The organism is Pseudoxanthomonas sacheonensis, from assembly GCF_031455975.1.
GTDB classification, from domain to species: domain Bacteria; phylum Pseudomonadota; class Gammaproteobacteria; order Xanthomonadales; family Xanthomonadaceae; genus Pseudoxanthomonas_A; species Pseudoxanthomonas_A sacheonensis_A.
In genome coordinates, this window is sequence record NZ_JAVDTT010000002.1 from 429030 (window position 1) to 442555 (window position 13526).

A 13526-nucleotide genomic window follows, 5' to 3' on the forward strand; every position below is an offset into this window, starting at 1 on the left:
GATATGCGTACGATTTTGATCTGTTTCGCACTGTGCGCCGGCTTGGCGGCAGCGTGCGCGGCCCAGGCCCAGACTTCCCCGACGGCCAACGGGTGCAAGTCGACGGTCAGCGGCGATCTGCATGTGCATACCTTGAAAAGCGAGATCTTCGGCAATGAGCGAAAGATCCGTGTGCTCTTGCCGGCAGGGTATAGCGACGCGGCCAACAAGGATCGCCATTACCCGGTGCTGTATCTGCTGGATGGGCAGAATGTGTTCGACGCGTGCCTGAGCGAGGTCAGCCATCACGAGTGGAGCGCCGACGAGACGGTGCGGCAGTTGATTGCGGACAAGAAGATCCCGCCGCTGATCGTGGTGGGCGTGGATCACGCCGGCAAGGACCGTGCGCGGGAGTACTTGCCGTACAAGGATTTCGCCGGCAACCCCGATATGGACGAGCCGGCCGGCAAGCTGTTTCCCGACTTCATGAATAAAGAGGTCATGCGGTTGGTCAACGGCAACTACCGCACGCTGACCGGCGCAGCCAATACCGGCATTGGCGGTTCCTCCTACGGTGGCGTCGCCAGCCTGTACGCCCTCCTGGCCAATCCGAACGCGTTTGGCTATGGCCTGATCGAGAGTCCGGTGTTGTGGGTGGGCATGGGCCAGTTGGTGCGCGATACCAATCCGTTGGCGGCCATGCCCAAGAAAGTCTTCGTAGCCTTCGGCGGCAAAGAGGCGTCGGATCCGGCGATCAGCCAGAAGATGATCGGGTTCGTCCGCCAGGTCGAATCGAATTTCCACGCCGCCGGCTACGACGAAACGAATTTCCGGGTGGTCATTGAGCCGGAAGCTGAGCACACCGAAGCCGCCTGGGAAAAGCGGCTGCCCGGTGCGCTGACTTTCCTGTTCGGCGATTGGAAGCCGACGCCACCGCCGTCGCGCTGAATCGCGACCCGCTGACGGCGGCATGCACGGATTGCACAAGAAAAGGCCCCGCGATGCGGGGCCTTTTCAGTGCAGGACGTCTTGATCCGTCGCGAACGAATTAGCTTGCGGCCTTCATCGCCTCCTTGCGGCTGCGCATGATGTTATGGCACTCGACTACGCGCGGCATGTACTTTTCGGCGGACGCTTTTGCCGCTGCCGGTGTGTCGCTGTCGTTGATCGTGTCCTTGAAGGCGGTCATCAGGCGATCTTCCGCTTGTTCAAGCTGGGACACGTATTCATAGTTGGTGTCGCCCAAGGCCGCGCGGACATTGGTATAGGCCTGCGCCATCGTCCCCACCGTCGTGCCGTGTTCGGCGGGCTCGCCACCGGTCGCAGCGACGTCGGCGCTCAGGCCGGCGACGATGTCGCGCTTGTGCGTGGCCATCTGGCCGAACAATGTGGACAGTTCGCTGTCCTCCACCTTGCCAGCAGCTTCGGTGTAAAAATCGCCGCCATCGCGTGCGATCTCGATCAGGTCGTTCAAGCTATGCTGGATCTCGGTGTTCACGTTCATTTCGGTGCATCCTCCAATGTGATACCCATCTTCGATCATCGGGCATCAACGTGGCGTGCAATCCTTCGTCCTTAGTCGTCACGTTGCAGGAACATCCGTGCCTGCGCGTTGCTCCCATGACCCTAAGTTGGGTCGGCTGCATCAACTCGGTAGTGACGTAGGATGGGGCCTCCTGAATAGACATACCGATTACTTCATCTATTCTTAGAAACCCTCTTAAGAGCAGTGCCTGTATCATCAAAGCAATAGCTAATAGATCCCCCAAACACCGGACCACCTTCGAAATCTCTCGGAGAAAAAACTATACAGAACCCCTCATCATCTTTACGAACCTCAGATCGATAGTTCTCAAAAGACCCCATAAACGTTCCAGTTGTCTTAGTCCCTTCATTCACACGCAACTTCAGCTCATTGATGAACTGATCGATTGCAGACTTGTAAGCATTTGCAATGGCTTCATTGCTAGCGTGTGTATCCGAGGCTTTCGCCGTTGCGAAAGCGACATTGCCCATCAACAAGCACGGTGAGCACAGCATCAGGAAGAAATATTTATGCAACTTATTTGTCATCACAACTACATCCTCCATTAGTTCCTGGGTCACTAAGCTCTGTCGGCGCCCCTCTCGAAGCTCCATCGTACGATCTTGCGTTGTGGTCTAACGCCCGAACTAAGCCGCGCCGCGAAGCGGCTTCGGCTTGAATGAATTGTTAGGTGCCATTGCTAGTACACCTCATCAAACGTCCATCCGGTAAGAGCGAGGAAACGGGAGCCGATATCACGAATCGGGCCGTTATCCGGGGACCAACGCACAACCACGTGATACTTACCTGTATCCGATACCTCGACAATCCACTCTGAGCCGTCAAGCCCATTGCGCTCTTCAGAGGTGGGCATGGAGCCAAACTGTGCCTCAGAAAAGGCGTTCTTGAGCTCTTGAAGTTGATCGACCGATAGCGTTTTCTCGAAGCGTCGGAGCACCTTACCCGGCTCGTAACCACCAGCGCCATCCAATTCAATGGCTTGGACAACCGCATGACTTCCTTTGTCAATCACCCTCACAACAACCGGATGGTGAAATGTGCGCAGCCACGTAAAGCGGTAGACGTGCCCTGGCTGCCCACAGGACAGCGACGGTTCCCCCATGGCGGTTAAGTGCTTGGAGTACCAATGACGGACAAACGCGTCTGAGCGTTCATCTGTCTGATTAAGAGCGCTGTTTGCAAAGTAGTAATCGTCTGCCGATTTTCTCGGGCATGCCGCGCGATCGGTAGGCGATGTCGCTGCGCAAGCTTGAGCCACGAGCATCACTGTTATTAGGGTCAGATAGCTAAGAAGTTTGGTCATGACACCTAACACCTGACACAGCCGCACCGCGAAGCGACGTCGGTTTGAATGAATTGTTAGAGCGCATCTTCGACGCTCTCACCGTAAAGGCGGCTTTGGCGGATCTTGGTCTGCATTTCCCTCCTCAGCCACAATGACCGCGGCTGCTGTAGCTGCCGCAGCGGCGGAATCCGAAGCTGCTTGGGCATAAGCCTTGACCTTCTCTTGAGACGGATTAACTTCGGCAGCGTTGCGTGCCTCAATAGCTTTTGTATGGGCGGCATCAGCTTCTACTATTAGCTCAGCTTTACTTTTTTTCCGAACCACATCGCGAGACTTTGCAACAACGCAGCCTCCAAGAAGTGCGATGCAGATGACCGACATAGCGAGATTTTTCATATGCGCTCTAACGCCTGAATTAAGCCGACCCGCGAAGCGGGTTCGACTTGAATGAATTGTTAGGCACGTGGCAGCAGACTTTCACTAGCCAAAGCCTCCATTACCGCGGGGAGCGTGTATTTTTGCCAAGGAATTGTGCCCTTCGGGTCATCATCCCGGTAGAACTCTCCAGCATCGAAGGCCTGATAGATAACCAATGGGAAACCCCTAAGGTCGATGTCCATGATTGCGGCGAGCTGATTCATGGCAACGTCTCCGTCCGAATAGGACATCTCGCCGTTTACAAATTCATCTGCAACCACCTTGGCGAAGAGATAGCAGAAACGATCTTTGTCCATGCCGTGCTTTGCACAAAATGGCTGAAAGCCATCGGGCCACAGCGGGTTTGCGCTCTCGCGCTTGATGGATAGCTCAATCAGCTGGCGAAGATCTTCGTCCACGTGCCTCACTACGATTAGACCCCAAAGTGGGGTGTAGCGCGGATTGTGGGTGTGGCCTGGGAGGTCCGTCAATCAAGCTTGGCCCTCACGACATAAGCCGCTGCGCTCGACTCCTCTTACGAGGTTTGCAGCGCGGCGATGCGGGCGGCGACTTGGGGATGGTCGCGGTAGTAGGCGGCGTTGTCGGCGAGGGTGTGCCAGCGTTGGTGGTCTTGCAGCAGGTAAGTGATGTGCTGGGCCATGGCCATGAGTTCGCTGGTATCGGGTGGGCAGCCGTTCTCCAGGGTGTGCTGCATGAGCCGCAGGAGTAGGAAGGCGTGGTCCAGACAGGTGTCGCTCTCTTGCTGGGCGTTGTCGGACACGGCACTCAAGCGGTCCGGCGACAGGCAGGCAATGCCGGTGTCGGCCAGGGTGGCGTTGGTTCTGCCCGAGAGAAGATGGATAAGCCGCTCAAGCGGGGTGTGCGTTTCGGCGAACGCGAAGGTGTCGGGGGTTTGTGCCGCTGCGTCGGTTTCTTCCGGCGAGGTTTGGCGGTGCAGGGACTGGCTCATCGGCAACTTCCTGTAGTGAGGGCGGGACTCGCCTGATTTCCAGCAGGCGTCTCAATCATCGTTACCGGTATGCCATGAAGCAAACCGGTGTTGCGGCCTCTATCCCGCTTCCCCACCGATGTCTTTGTGCAGCAACCACTTACGTGTTCGATGGAGAGTTAAAAGCAGTAGAGCGATAGGCTGTGGTGCGGTGGGTCGCCGCGCACAACAATGCGTCATGACCGGGAAGTCATCCTCTCGACGCAAAGCGGGCGATGCACGGAAACGTATCGCCCGGTGCGTGAAGCGCCTGAGGACTGAGCGGGAATTGAGCCAGGAACAGTTGGCGGAACTGGCGGGGTTTCACCGTACCTACGTTTCCCAACTGGAGCGTTGCGTCGCCAATATTTCCATCGACGGGCTGGATCGACTGGCGGCTTCGCTTTCCGTGGATGTCACGGAGTTGCTTGCCAAACCTATGTGGTCGGCGAACGAGGCTGAAAGCGCGACGTTCGGTTTGCGCCTGCCCATGCCCTGACCGATCCAGCCGGACGGTGTGGTTGTGCACCTCGAAGGTTAGACGGGCGGCGGTTGAGCCTGGTGCGCATGGCTGGAAGGGCGGCAGTCGGGCGGGCGAAGGCCGTCGGCGACTCTCAGGGCACGGGCCGCAAAGCCCACGAGCGCCGTTCGCAAAGCTCTGATCCTTGCCCGCAAGGCTCGGAATGTCAGCCTCGGCACATTTAGCTCTGCACGCAAAGCGAAAGGCTTTGCGCGCGAAGCGCTGAGGCTTGCGCGCCGAGCTCCGAGCCTTGCGAAAGTGATTCCCACACCCGGTGGACGTGGCTGGAAAGCGGAATCGCAAGGCAATTTTCCTTGCGCGCAAAGCAAATAGCCTTGCGCCTGGAGCTCCGCGCCTTGCGTGCAAGGCTTTGTGGCGGGCGCGCAAGGCACATGAGCACCAGCTTCTGAGTTTGAAGTGTTGCGCGCAAGGCTCCGAGCTTTGCTTATGCGCAAGATGCTAGCGGTGCGGTTCAACCGCCGGTGGGCGGAGGAGGTCCTCGACGAACCGCAAACCTGCGGTTGAGTTCCACCTTTCCCACTGAAAAAGGAAAGGCCCCGCGACGCGGGGCCTTTCTGTTTTACGGCGAGTTCGTAAGATGTGGTGGGCGCAGCGAACCGCATCAATCACGAGCACCATCACGCGAACGATGTGGTGCGCCTACGACTTGGCGCATCCTACGGGTTACGGGACCTACTTTTCGTAGAGAACCGCCCCGTCAGTGGCGTAGTACTTGATGGCAGCTCTCTTGAATCCCTTCATGGTTGCAAGGTTGAAGCCACCGCCCACCAGCGCGCCAACACCAAATGGGATCAGACGACCCACGGCAACACCACCTCGCTTGGCCCCGTACTTTGTGACTATCGTCGTGCCAACCTTCTGATTAATTTTACTAAAGATCTTCGCGGGCACTTTCTTGAACTGAGCAATCGCAACCTTTGTCGCCAGTCGAGCCGCCGTTTCTTTTCCGAGGGTAAGGACGCCGCACCACAGCCCAAGAACGCGCACAAAGTCTTGGTTGAAAGACGCATTCACGTCACGATCGTAAATGATACCAATACCGATCGCCATGCCGGCCATGCATCGAAACATGTAGGCAAGATCCGTGCTTATGGCGGTTGCTTCGACAGCGACCATCACGCCGGTGCCAATACCAGGAATCGCGCCGGGCAGTGCTGTAGCAGCGCCTTCGGACGCGTATCGCCAACAGATGCGATCCGCCCACTTCTCTGCAAGCTCGCCCCTTGTAAGCTTCGGATGCGCGCTACGCAGGTCGACGATATGTCGTCTTACATCGTCGGCATCTGGCTGCACGGCTGATATCAGTTTCACCACGCCTTGCGCAACCAACCCATTTCCAGACATTCCATTCCCCCATTCTCGACGCTGAAGTGATGTAGCTGTAGCCTGGGCAGAGCGCAACGAAACCCGGGGCTTTTGATCTGGCGTACGGACGCCTCGTGCAACCGGGCTGCTTCGACAGGGATTTCTAGAGCGGTGGCTTTCCGATGTTGGCATCCCGGTTCCCTGCGCTCTACCCAGGCTACGTGACTAGGGCAATCCGAGCCACCTGCACGCCGCGGTATTTGCTGTTGTGAGCTTGTCCGCAAGGTGAAGGCACCGCATACCGAGCCCCCCCAGGAAAAGTCCATAGATCCAGAACGAAACCACCAGCGGCGTTCTTACATCGGCGATGATTGCCAGATAGATGAAGAACAACGCAGACCCCATCGCCAGGAAGTAGAGGGCATTCAGCGCGTAGCGCCAATTCCGTCTGCCATTAGACGTGGCGTGGCTCTTCTTCTTCCAGTTGAGCTCAAGCGTCTCGTCATTCATTTCTAGAAGATCCCAGAACTCGGAAACCTCCAGCAATGCTCGAGCGGCCTGCGGGCCTTGCATCAGCGAGCGAATAATCGATGCAGGCAGATAGGTGCCGAACAGGTGGCGTACGGAAACCTCAAGCCAGATGTCGTCGCGTCCTTCGTTGCGCATCCACAGATCGAGGAAATCGCGACGATCCGCACTCTTTGATCTGTGCAGGTTGAATATCCCCTTCACCAGCACAGCGCCCACCAGGGCGCATAGCACCGGTATCAACAGCTTTCCATTGCTGACTTCCAATAGCTTCTCTATCACGGCCACTCCCCAGTGGTTTTCAACAGCCTACCCGATTGCAACGCGGTCTACTGGTTAGCTAGCGGGTCGCCCCAGCGGAACTCGTGCGCAATGTGACGCTTTGTGGCACGTAAATAATTCACACGGGCTGGATCTAGCGCCGCCCAGCAACAAAGGGGCTTGGCATCTATCTTGCTTACTAAACACGATAAAGTGCCATCTCAATTCTTCCAGCCACTTGGCGTAAGTGCTCAGTACGGTCGTGGGATGTACTGATGGCGCCGATTCTGGCTAATCTAGGCACAAAGCAGACTGCTGCTGCCAGTCAATGGGAGCGCTCCGTGGAAGATAGGGTTAGTAGTTAGGGAGAGGTACATGCGCTCAGCGATTCATCTTCCAGTCGTTGAACGACTGCGAGTACTGAACTATCCGCTTTATCCGGGATCGACGAAACAAGGTCTTGATCTGTCGTTCGACAAGGGCGTGACCGTCATTGCCGGTATCAACGGCATCGGCAAGACGACCCTGCTGAACCTGCTTCTACGGATGTTGGTCGGGCCGACCAGCCCGTCCAAGGCCGCCACACGCGACATCGGCCGTGTCAGTAAGCGCAGTCTAATCACAGCCAGAAAGTTCAGTTTCTTCCAGGACAGGGCTGGGGTCGCTCTGGCTGCCAACGCGACGTCCACCCTGACATTCAGGATTGGCGGGAAGCAGATTGCTGTCACGCGGCGACTGACCAACTTGGAAATCACCAAGCTGGTCATCAGCGGAAAGTCCGTGGCAACGCCCGACAACAGCTCGTTTCTGGAGCAGATGGCGGAACTGTCCGGGCTGGCCACGCCCTACGACTTCCACATGGTCGTTCGCTATGTCCAGTTCTTCACTGAGGAGCGGTTGCCGCTGTTGTGGTCGCCCACCGCACAGTTGGAGCTGTTCAAAATGCTCTTCGTCGATGAGGCCATCGGTCGAAAGCTCAACAAGCTCTTCTCCGAGATCCAAGGAGCTGACACCGACTATCGCAACCGGACCTACCAGTACAACCTGCGTAAGTATCGATACGAGCAGGCGCGTGCGAAATACCAGTCGGTCGATCCAGATCTGACCGCAGTGACAGCTAAGTTAGCCGAAACAAGAGCGGAGCTTGATGGCGCCAGCCGGGATCATCGCCGGGCCACTGAACAGGTGGCCGAACTCGTCAAGCAGCGAGACGATGCCGACCGCAAGATTGAATCACTGCAAGTCACGTTGGATCAAGAGATACATGCCTTCCATCAGCAGGATGCTGCCTACATCGCGCAAGCGCTTCCCACGCTGGATGACAAGTTCCAGATGCTTATGCAAGGCTTAGGATCAAACCTTGGCTGCTTCGTGTGTGGGAAGAGTGGAAAACGTGAGGTTGCGGCGATCAGCAAACGGCTGCGTGATCATCATTGCTTTGTGTGCAATGCATCATTGGCGCACGCATCAGCACCGAACGTAACACCAATCACAGCCCGCGCTCTACAAAAAATAGAGAACAAAATCGATGCGTTGCGCACCGAAATCGCGGCCCACCTTAAGGCGCAGCAACAGCAGGATGAGGCCTATGCTGGCGCTTTGGCGCTGGTTCGTCCGGCAGTCGCGCGACGTCACGAGCTGATGATGCGCGTGGAGCAGCTACAGGCGCAGATTCCCGAGACTTCGGATGCCACCCAAGCACCGCTCCTGGCCGACCTCGAAATCGAAAAGATCGAGCTCGATCAGCTAGCCGAGAAACGCAAAGAACTCAGCGCCCAATACAAACGCCAGATCGATAAGCTGTTCGTGGAAATGGGTGAGATCGAGAATGACCTGGGTAGTCGTCTGACCGGCTATGCCGAAGCATTCCTGCATGAAACGGTGGTGGTGAAGTTCCTGCGAAACTATCCGTTCAAGGTGGCAACGGGCGCCCCTCAGATTAATCTACCGACGTTTCGCATCGCAATGACGTCCAGCACCCACCTGGCGGCTCACGACCGTTCCACTGCGACAAGCGTTTCTGAGTCCCAGAAAGAGTTTCTGGACCTTGCATTCCGCATGACGCTGCTGGACATGGTGGCCAATGACGGCACTACCATGCTGGTCATGGAGACGCCCGAAGCGAGCTTGGACTCCTGGTTCATGGAGCGGGCCGCGCAGATGATTCGCAAGTTCTCGCCCGAGGACAGCCAGCGCATGCTGATCGCCACGTCCAACGTCAACGGTACGTCGATGATTCCGGCTCTTCTGGGATTGATCAAGAAGGATGGAACTATGCGCAAACTGTCTAAGGCCAAGCAAGGTCGATTGATCGACCTGATGGCACTGGCCGAGGAGCCGGGCGTATTACGCGATGACGAAGCGCGGGAGAAGCTCACGTCTGAGCTGAGGGGTTACCTTGGCAGCTAAGCGCAAACCGGTGACCCGCGCCGACCACGATCGGCTCTTCTTCACGCGATGGGTGCTGTTTCTGCTCGTCGCCAACGAGGCTGCGGGCCTGCCTAAAGTGTCCAGGCAACGCCTCCATGCACTTCTGTTCATGTCGTTTGCATCCAGCCGCTATTACGCCATAGAACCGCTGCGCCAGCGGGCACGCCGCACGCAGCAAGGCCCCTACTATCGAAATGCGCATGTCGCTTTGGGTGGCCTGGTGTTGGGCGGCATGGTTTCGGTTGAGGATTTCATGGCACACCCGGCGCCTCGTGACCTTCAGTTCGAGGGCGTCTTTCGCCCTACTTTGACGGGACTGGACGTGGCGCAAACGATGCGCGAAACGGTTACGGGGGCTCGGCTGTATCGGTTTTTGCTAGATATGTGCTTGGCGTCGGCTTATACGACTAACCCCCACAACGGCGACACCGACGCGACCCTGGAGCCGGGCATTAAGCGTGAAGGCATTCTGCTAGACAACATCCTTGGGGAAGACCTGACCTATCGTAGGGCGGTAAGGCGCTATGGCGACATTTTGGAGCTGCAGGATGCCCCGGATGAGCAGACACCCACGGTAGCCGGGTTAAGCAGTATCGAAGAGTGTCTGGAGCAACAAGGCGCATACAATCGCAAGGATGTAGTGGCAGCCTATCAAACGCTGCTGATGCGGCGCAGCCGGAAGGCGGCCTGATGATCAACGAGTCTGCCGCAGATGGGCTGACCAGCGACGAGCTGCAGTCGCTACAGGGTCAACGAGCTGCGCCGTCCGGCGAGCCACCGCTGCGATTCGTCCAGCAGTGTCAAGATTGGTTTAAGGCGTGGCTTGTTGCCAACAAGTACCCTCTCGACAACGGTCAGGTGCTATCTGATCAGGTCTTAATGTTCATTTTTGCCGAGGCGCCCGACATCGAGCGTCCGAAGTTCAGCGCCATTGAAACGCAATGGACCCGCTTCTTCCAGGGCGCGCATGACCAGAAGGCCCAAGGGGTTATCTTGAGCAACGAGAACTTCCGGACGATACATAGCATTTGTCCGACACTAAGTTCACTCGGCGACGCTTTTAAGTTGGTGGTCGACCATTTGACGGCGACCGATACCTTTGCCATCGCGCAGCTATCGCAACGTCGGCTGTTGTTTCATCTACCAGGCGGAAATCTCGAAGACTGGTGCAGTAATCCCACCGTGAGCATGATGCAGCTGTCTACGCAGCCACTATCCGCGGACCGCATCGAAGCCGACATCGAGCAATTCCACAAGGACAGTCTGCTTTACGCCACGAATCCGATCTCGCAAATGGTGTGGAGGGGTAAGCAGCATCCCTATAAGTTGAACCCTATTCCCGAGCAGCGTATCCAGAGCTATTTGCACCTGTTCTTAAACGCATCGTACAAGCATTTGGCGGGGATCGTGGATGAAGAATCTCGGGGGAAGGGCGGGCGGTGCGACATCAAGGTCACTTGGCCCAAGCTTGGCTCTCCGAACGAATACACAACCACTATGCTCGAACTGAAAGTGCTAATCGAAGGCAAGGGCTCCACCTATCATCGAAATTGGGCCTTGTCCGGTATCACACAAGCACATCGTTACCGCCGAGCTGACTCCGAAGCCGTGTTCGCATGCGTATTCGACGCACGCAACGACCAGGCCGACCAAATGCTGGACCTGAACGACGTCGCCAAGGAAAAAGACGTTCGTCTGCGGCGTTACCTAATGGAAGCACCCATCGATAGCAAGGCGTCTGGGCCGATCGCCAAGACTCCAGCAAAGTCCAAGAAGCTCACGACGAAAAAGCAGGTAAGTAAGGCAGCGAAGAAGTACGTCAGGAAATCAGTCAAGAAGGGCAGTGCGGCCAAGTAGCCTGCTTCTCTGCGCACAGCGACTACTTGGTCACTTTGGCCGATGACTCAACAGCCTCGGTTCAATACTGGTCAATCGTCCTTCTGCAAAATCAGAAGCGACTCAGCGAGCTGATGTTGCCCACCCTGCTGCGCCGAAGCACGCATCGAGCGGAACGGTTCGACGTTGAGAACGCGATAGCCCAACGTCGGGGCGTAATCAGCGAGGATCTTCGCCACAGGAATCTGGACGCCGGCATACCGACTGTCACCGACGACTGCCCAGACTTCGGCGTGCGGTGTAAGCCGCTCATATAGCAAGCCGAGGACCTTGGACATGTCGTGGAAGTAATGGCCGATCATGTCGGGAATCCATGGCGACCAAAGGCTGTCGCGCTCCCTGCGAAGCCGTCCTAGTGCACGGGATAGGCGCAGCGAACCAGGTGGTGGCGCCAGGAAGTCACGCTTGAGCTGAACGTGCGAGCACAGCGTCGACTTGCGAAGTGCGTGGTTACTGGCGGTACTATCGAGGTAGCCCAGCATCCACAGCTCTGCGTTGTAGACGTCGGTGTAGTCGAAAGAGTTGGGGTATGGCGGCGAGAACACCGCCAAGTCGGCTGGCGCGGCATTCGCGAGTTCGCTTAGGCAGTCACCGCGAAGAACAGTATGGCCTCGGTGCCGGCGATAGCGATGCTCGTGGATTTCAGTGATCGCAGCCTGACACCGCTGCTTGAAGAGCATGTCCACCATTTCCGGCGCCGTTCGTCGCTCGGTCCAACCGCGACGATAGCGACGTCCTTTCCCATTAATGATGACGTTACTTACTGATATGAGCATCCCCCCGAGCAAAACACGGAACAGGCGTCGATGGTGCGGATTCGACAGCGTGTCGATTGCGACTAGATGACAGGCGATGCGACGAGCAACGGCCCGGTCGAATATCCACCTATCCGTCGCCGCGGATTCGATGAACGTCAGAGGCAAACTGGCAAATCGCCGAAGGTCGCCCGCCTGACGAGAGGTTGCCCGCACAATCCGCCGGAAGTCTTGCGCGAGCTCGTCGGGATTGTATACGCCGAGCTTGGCTTCGATCAGATCAGCCAAATAGGGATTGACCTCGATGGTCGTCGGCGCAATGCCAAGAAACTGGCTGGCCAGTGCCGTCGTGCCGGACCCGCCGAAAGGATCAAGACATGTGGCAATCGGTCGATGGCTTTCTCGAACGGCGCGGGCGACGACCTCTGGCGCGAACGCCTCTTTGAAATGGTGCCATTCCTGAAAGGGCAGAGGCTCCGCTCCGGCGTTGCTGCCGATGGAAACGATCTTGCGCTGCCCGGTCCATGCTTCGAATGAAATCGATGGGTCGCCGCATGTCGAAGTGTTCAATGAGGCCAACTCCATCCAAACTCCTTGCGAGCGTACTGAGATATCCGCACTACCCTCTCTCAGTCCGCAGCTTGTCACGTTTCGACTCTAGGACACAACAGCGCATACGAAGCGAGCGGCCTTTAGCCGCTCGCATGTGTGAAATATTTACTGCCTGCGACGCTACTTGGTTCGCTGTCGCCTGCTTCAACCCATCCGCATCTGCGGAGCACTGATTTCCCTTCTAGGGTCCTCCATCGCATGCACCTGCGGCTGCCGCTGCTGGGTTTCGTTCAAAGTCTGTAACTGCGCCACCGACTGATCGACCGGCGTATTGATCGCATCCTGCGTCTTCATCTGCGCCCGCCGCTGCGCCGGATCGCCCGGCTCGCCCTGCACCACGAACATATTCTCGCCCGCACGCACCGCCCCACGTCCCTCGCTCAACAAGACATGGTCGATCTGCGACAGCCCATTGGCCTTGGCCAGACAGGCCGCACTGGCGGCCATGCACGCACTCTGCCCGTCGTACTCGCGCCCGACCTTGGCATCCAGACGGCGCACCGCCGCCTCGGCCTGCGACACCAGCGGATCCGGACGGCTGGCGCTCGCCTGATCGCGGCCAGGACCCGTCGGCCCGCCCTGCTCCTGCTCGGAGATCAACCACTGCAGCGGCGTACGCTCCGGCATCTTGTTCTGCTGTTCCGTGTTGAGCTCGCTCTTGGGAAAAGGCGCATCGATGCTCTTGATATCCCGGATGTTGTCCAGCGGCTTCAATGCACCTTCGTAGTTCTTGTCCTTGCCAAGCACCGTGTCCCGGTGCAGCCCTGCATGGTTCAACGCACCCCAGGTGAAATCGATGCAGCTGTTGGACGCCCCGTCGTACTTCATGTCGAAGTTGTGCTTGGCCGGATCCTTGCCGAACTCCTGCAGCTTGTCGTACTGCTCCTTGCTGATCTCCATGGTGCGGGAGTAGCGGGGATCTTTGTAGTCCTTCACATCTGTCTCGTACACCTTGCCGGGCCCACTCGATTGCCCGTGTGCGG

Annotated in this window: 15 protein-coding genes; 5 read left to right on the forward strand and 10 right to left on the reverse strand. The window is 57.5% G+C overall.

Annotation, left to right across the window (positions count from 1 at the left end):
* The first annotated feature begins 3 nt into the window (after window positions 1-3).
* Window positions 4-927 (forward strand): alpha/beta hydrolase, encoded by a 924-nt coding sequence (locus tag J2W94_RS09130; RefSeq protein ID WP_310092417.1) that lies wholly within the window; start codon window positions 4-6, stop codon window positions 925-927.
* Window positions 928-1027: 100 nt separating this feature from the next.
* Here the strand turns inward: J2W94_RS09130 and J2W94_RS09135 are convergent, their stop codons facing one another.
* The 6 genes from J2W94_RS09135 to J2W94_RS09160 all read right to left on the reverse strand — a co-directional run bounded on the left by J2W94_RS09135 (window position 1028) and on the right by J2W94_RS09160 (window position 4197).
* Window positions 1028-1483 (reverse strand): PA2169 family four-helix-bundle protein, encoded by a 456-nt coding sequence (locus J2W94_RS09135; protein ID WP_310092419.1) that lies wholly within the window; start codon window positions 1481-1483, stop codon window positions 1028-1030.
* Between the two features lie 194 nt (window positions 1484-1677).
* Window positions 1678-2052, reverse strand: coding sequence for a hypothetical protein (locus J2W94_RS09140; protein WP_310092421.1), 375 nt, complete (start codon window positions 2050-2052; stop codon window positions 1678-1680).
* Between the two features lie 152 nt (window positions 2053-2204).
* Window positions 2205-2828, reverse strand: coding sequence for a hypothetical protein (locus tag J2W94_RS09145; protein ID WP_310092424.1), 624 nt, complete (start codon window positions 2826-2828; stop codon window positions 2205-2207).
* A 78-nt stretch (window positions 2829-2906) separates the two neighbouring features.
* Complete coding sequence (locus J2W94_RS09150; protein ID WP_310092426.1) at window positions 2907-3206, reverse strand: hypothetical protein; 300 nt, start codon at window positions 3204-3206, stop codon at window positions 2907-2909.
* 59 nt (window positions 3207-3265) lie between these two features.
* Window positions 3266-3646 (reverse strand): hypothetical protein, encoded by a 381-nt coding sequence (locus J2W94_RS09155; RefSeq protein ID WP_310092429.1) that lies wholly within the window; start codon window positions 3644-3646, stop codon window positions 3266-3268.
* A 116-nt stretch (window positions 3647-3762) separates the two neighbouring features.
* Window positions 3763-4197, reverse strand: coding sequence for a hypothetical protein (locus J2W94_RS09160; RefSeq protein WP_310092431.1), 435 nt, complete (start codon window positions 4195-4197; stop codon window positions 3763-3765).
* A gap of 217 nt (window positions 4198-4414) precedes the next feature.
* Here J2W94_RS09160 and J2W94_RS09165 point away from each other — a divergent pair, with 217 nt between their 5' ends.
* Window positions 4415-4714, forward strand: a complete 300-nt coding sequence (locus tag J2W94_RS09165; protein WP_310092433.1) for a helix-turn-helix domain-containing protein — start codon at window positions 4415-4417, stop codon at window positions 4712-4714.
* 714 nt (window positions 4715-5428) lie between these two features.
* Here J2W94_RS09165 and J2W94_RS09170 read toward each other — a convergent pair.
* Window positions 5429-6067, reverse strand: a complete 639-nt coding sequence (locus J2W94_RS09170; protein ID WP_310092435.1) for a hypothetical protein — start codon at window positions 6065-6067, stop codon at window positions 5429-5431.
* Window positions 6068-6286: 219 nt separating this feature from the next.
* The gene (locus J2W94_RS09175) at window positions 6287-6871 is read right to left on the reverse strand and encodes a hypothetical protein (RefSeq protein WP_310092437.1); all 585 of its coding nucleotides are present in this window, start codon (window positions 6869-6871) and stop codon (window positions 6287-6289) included.
* Between the two features lie 354 nt (window positions 6872-7225).
* Here J2W94_RS09175 and J2W94_RS09180 point away from each other — a divergent pair, with 354 nt between their 5' ends.
* The 3 genes from J2W94_RS09180 to J2W94_RS09190 are packed head-to-tail and all read left to right on the forward strand — an operon-like array spanning window position 7226 to window position 11137.
* A complete protein-coding gene (locus tag J2W94_RS09180; RefSeq protein WP_310092438.1) occupies window positions 7226-9259 on the forward strand; it encodes an AAA family ATPase in 2034 nt (677 codons plus the stop codon).
* A complete protein-coding gene (locus J2W94_RS09185) occupies window positions 9249-9971 on the forward strand; it encodes a hypothetical protein (RefSeq protein ID WP_310092440.1) in 723 nt (240 codons plus the stop codon). The genes J2W94_RS09180 and J2W94_RS09185 overlap by 11 nt, the downstream gene beginning before the upstream one ends.
* A complete protein-coding gene (locus J2W94_RS09190; protein ID WP_310092443.1) occupies window positions 9971-11137 on the forward strand; it encodes a hypothetical protein in 1167 nt (388 codons plus the stop codon). The genes J2W94_RS09185 and J2W94_RS09190 overlap by 1 nt, the downstream gene beginning before the upstream one ends.
* A 71-nt stretch (window positions 11138-11208) precedes the next feature.
* Here the strand turns inward: J2W94_RS09190 and J2W94_RS09195 are convergent, their stop codons facing one another.
* Together J2W94_RS09195 and J2W94_RS09200 are read right to left on the reverse strand one after the other, a co-directional pair.
* Complete coding sequence (locus J2W94_RS09195; RefSeq protein WP_310092445.1) at window positions 11209-12516, reverse strand: hypothetical protein; 1308 nt, start codon at window positions 12514-12516, stop codon at window positions 11209-11211.
* Between the two features lie 171 nt (window positions 12517-12687).
* On the reverse strand, window positions 12688-13479 hold the full coding sequence (locus J2W94_RS09200) for an XVIPCD domain-containing protein (protein ID WP_310092447.1): 792 nt from the start codon (window positions 13477-13479) through the stop codon (window positions 12688-12690).
* Window positions 13480-13526 lie beyond the last annotated feature (47 nt).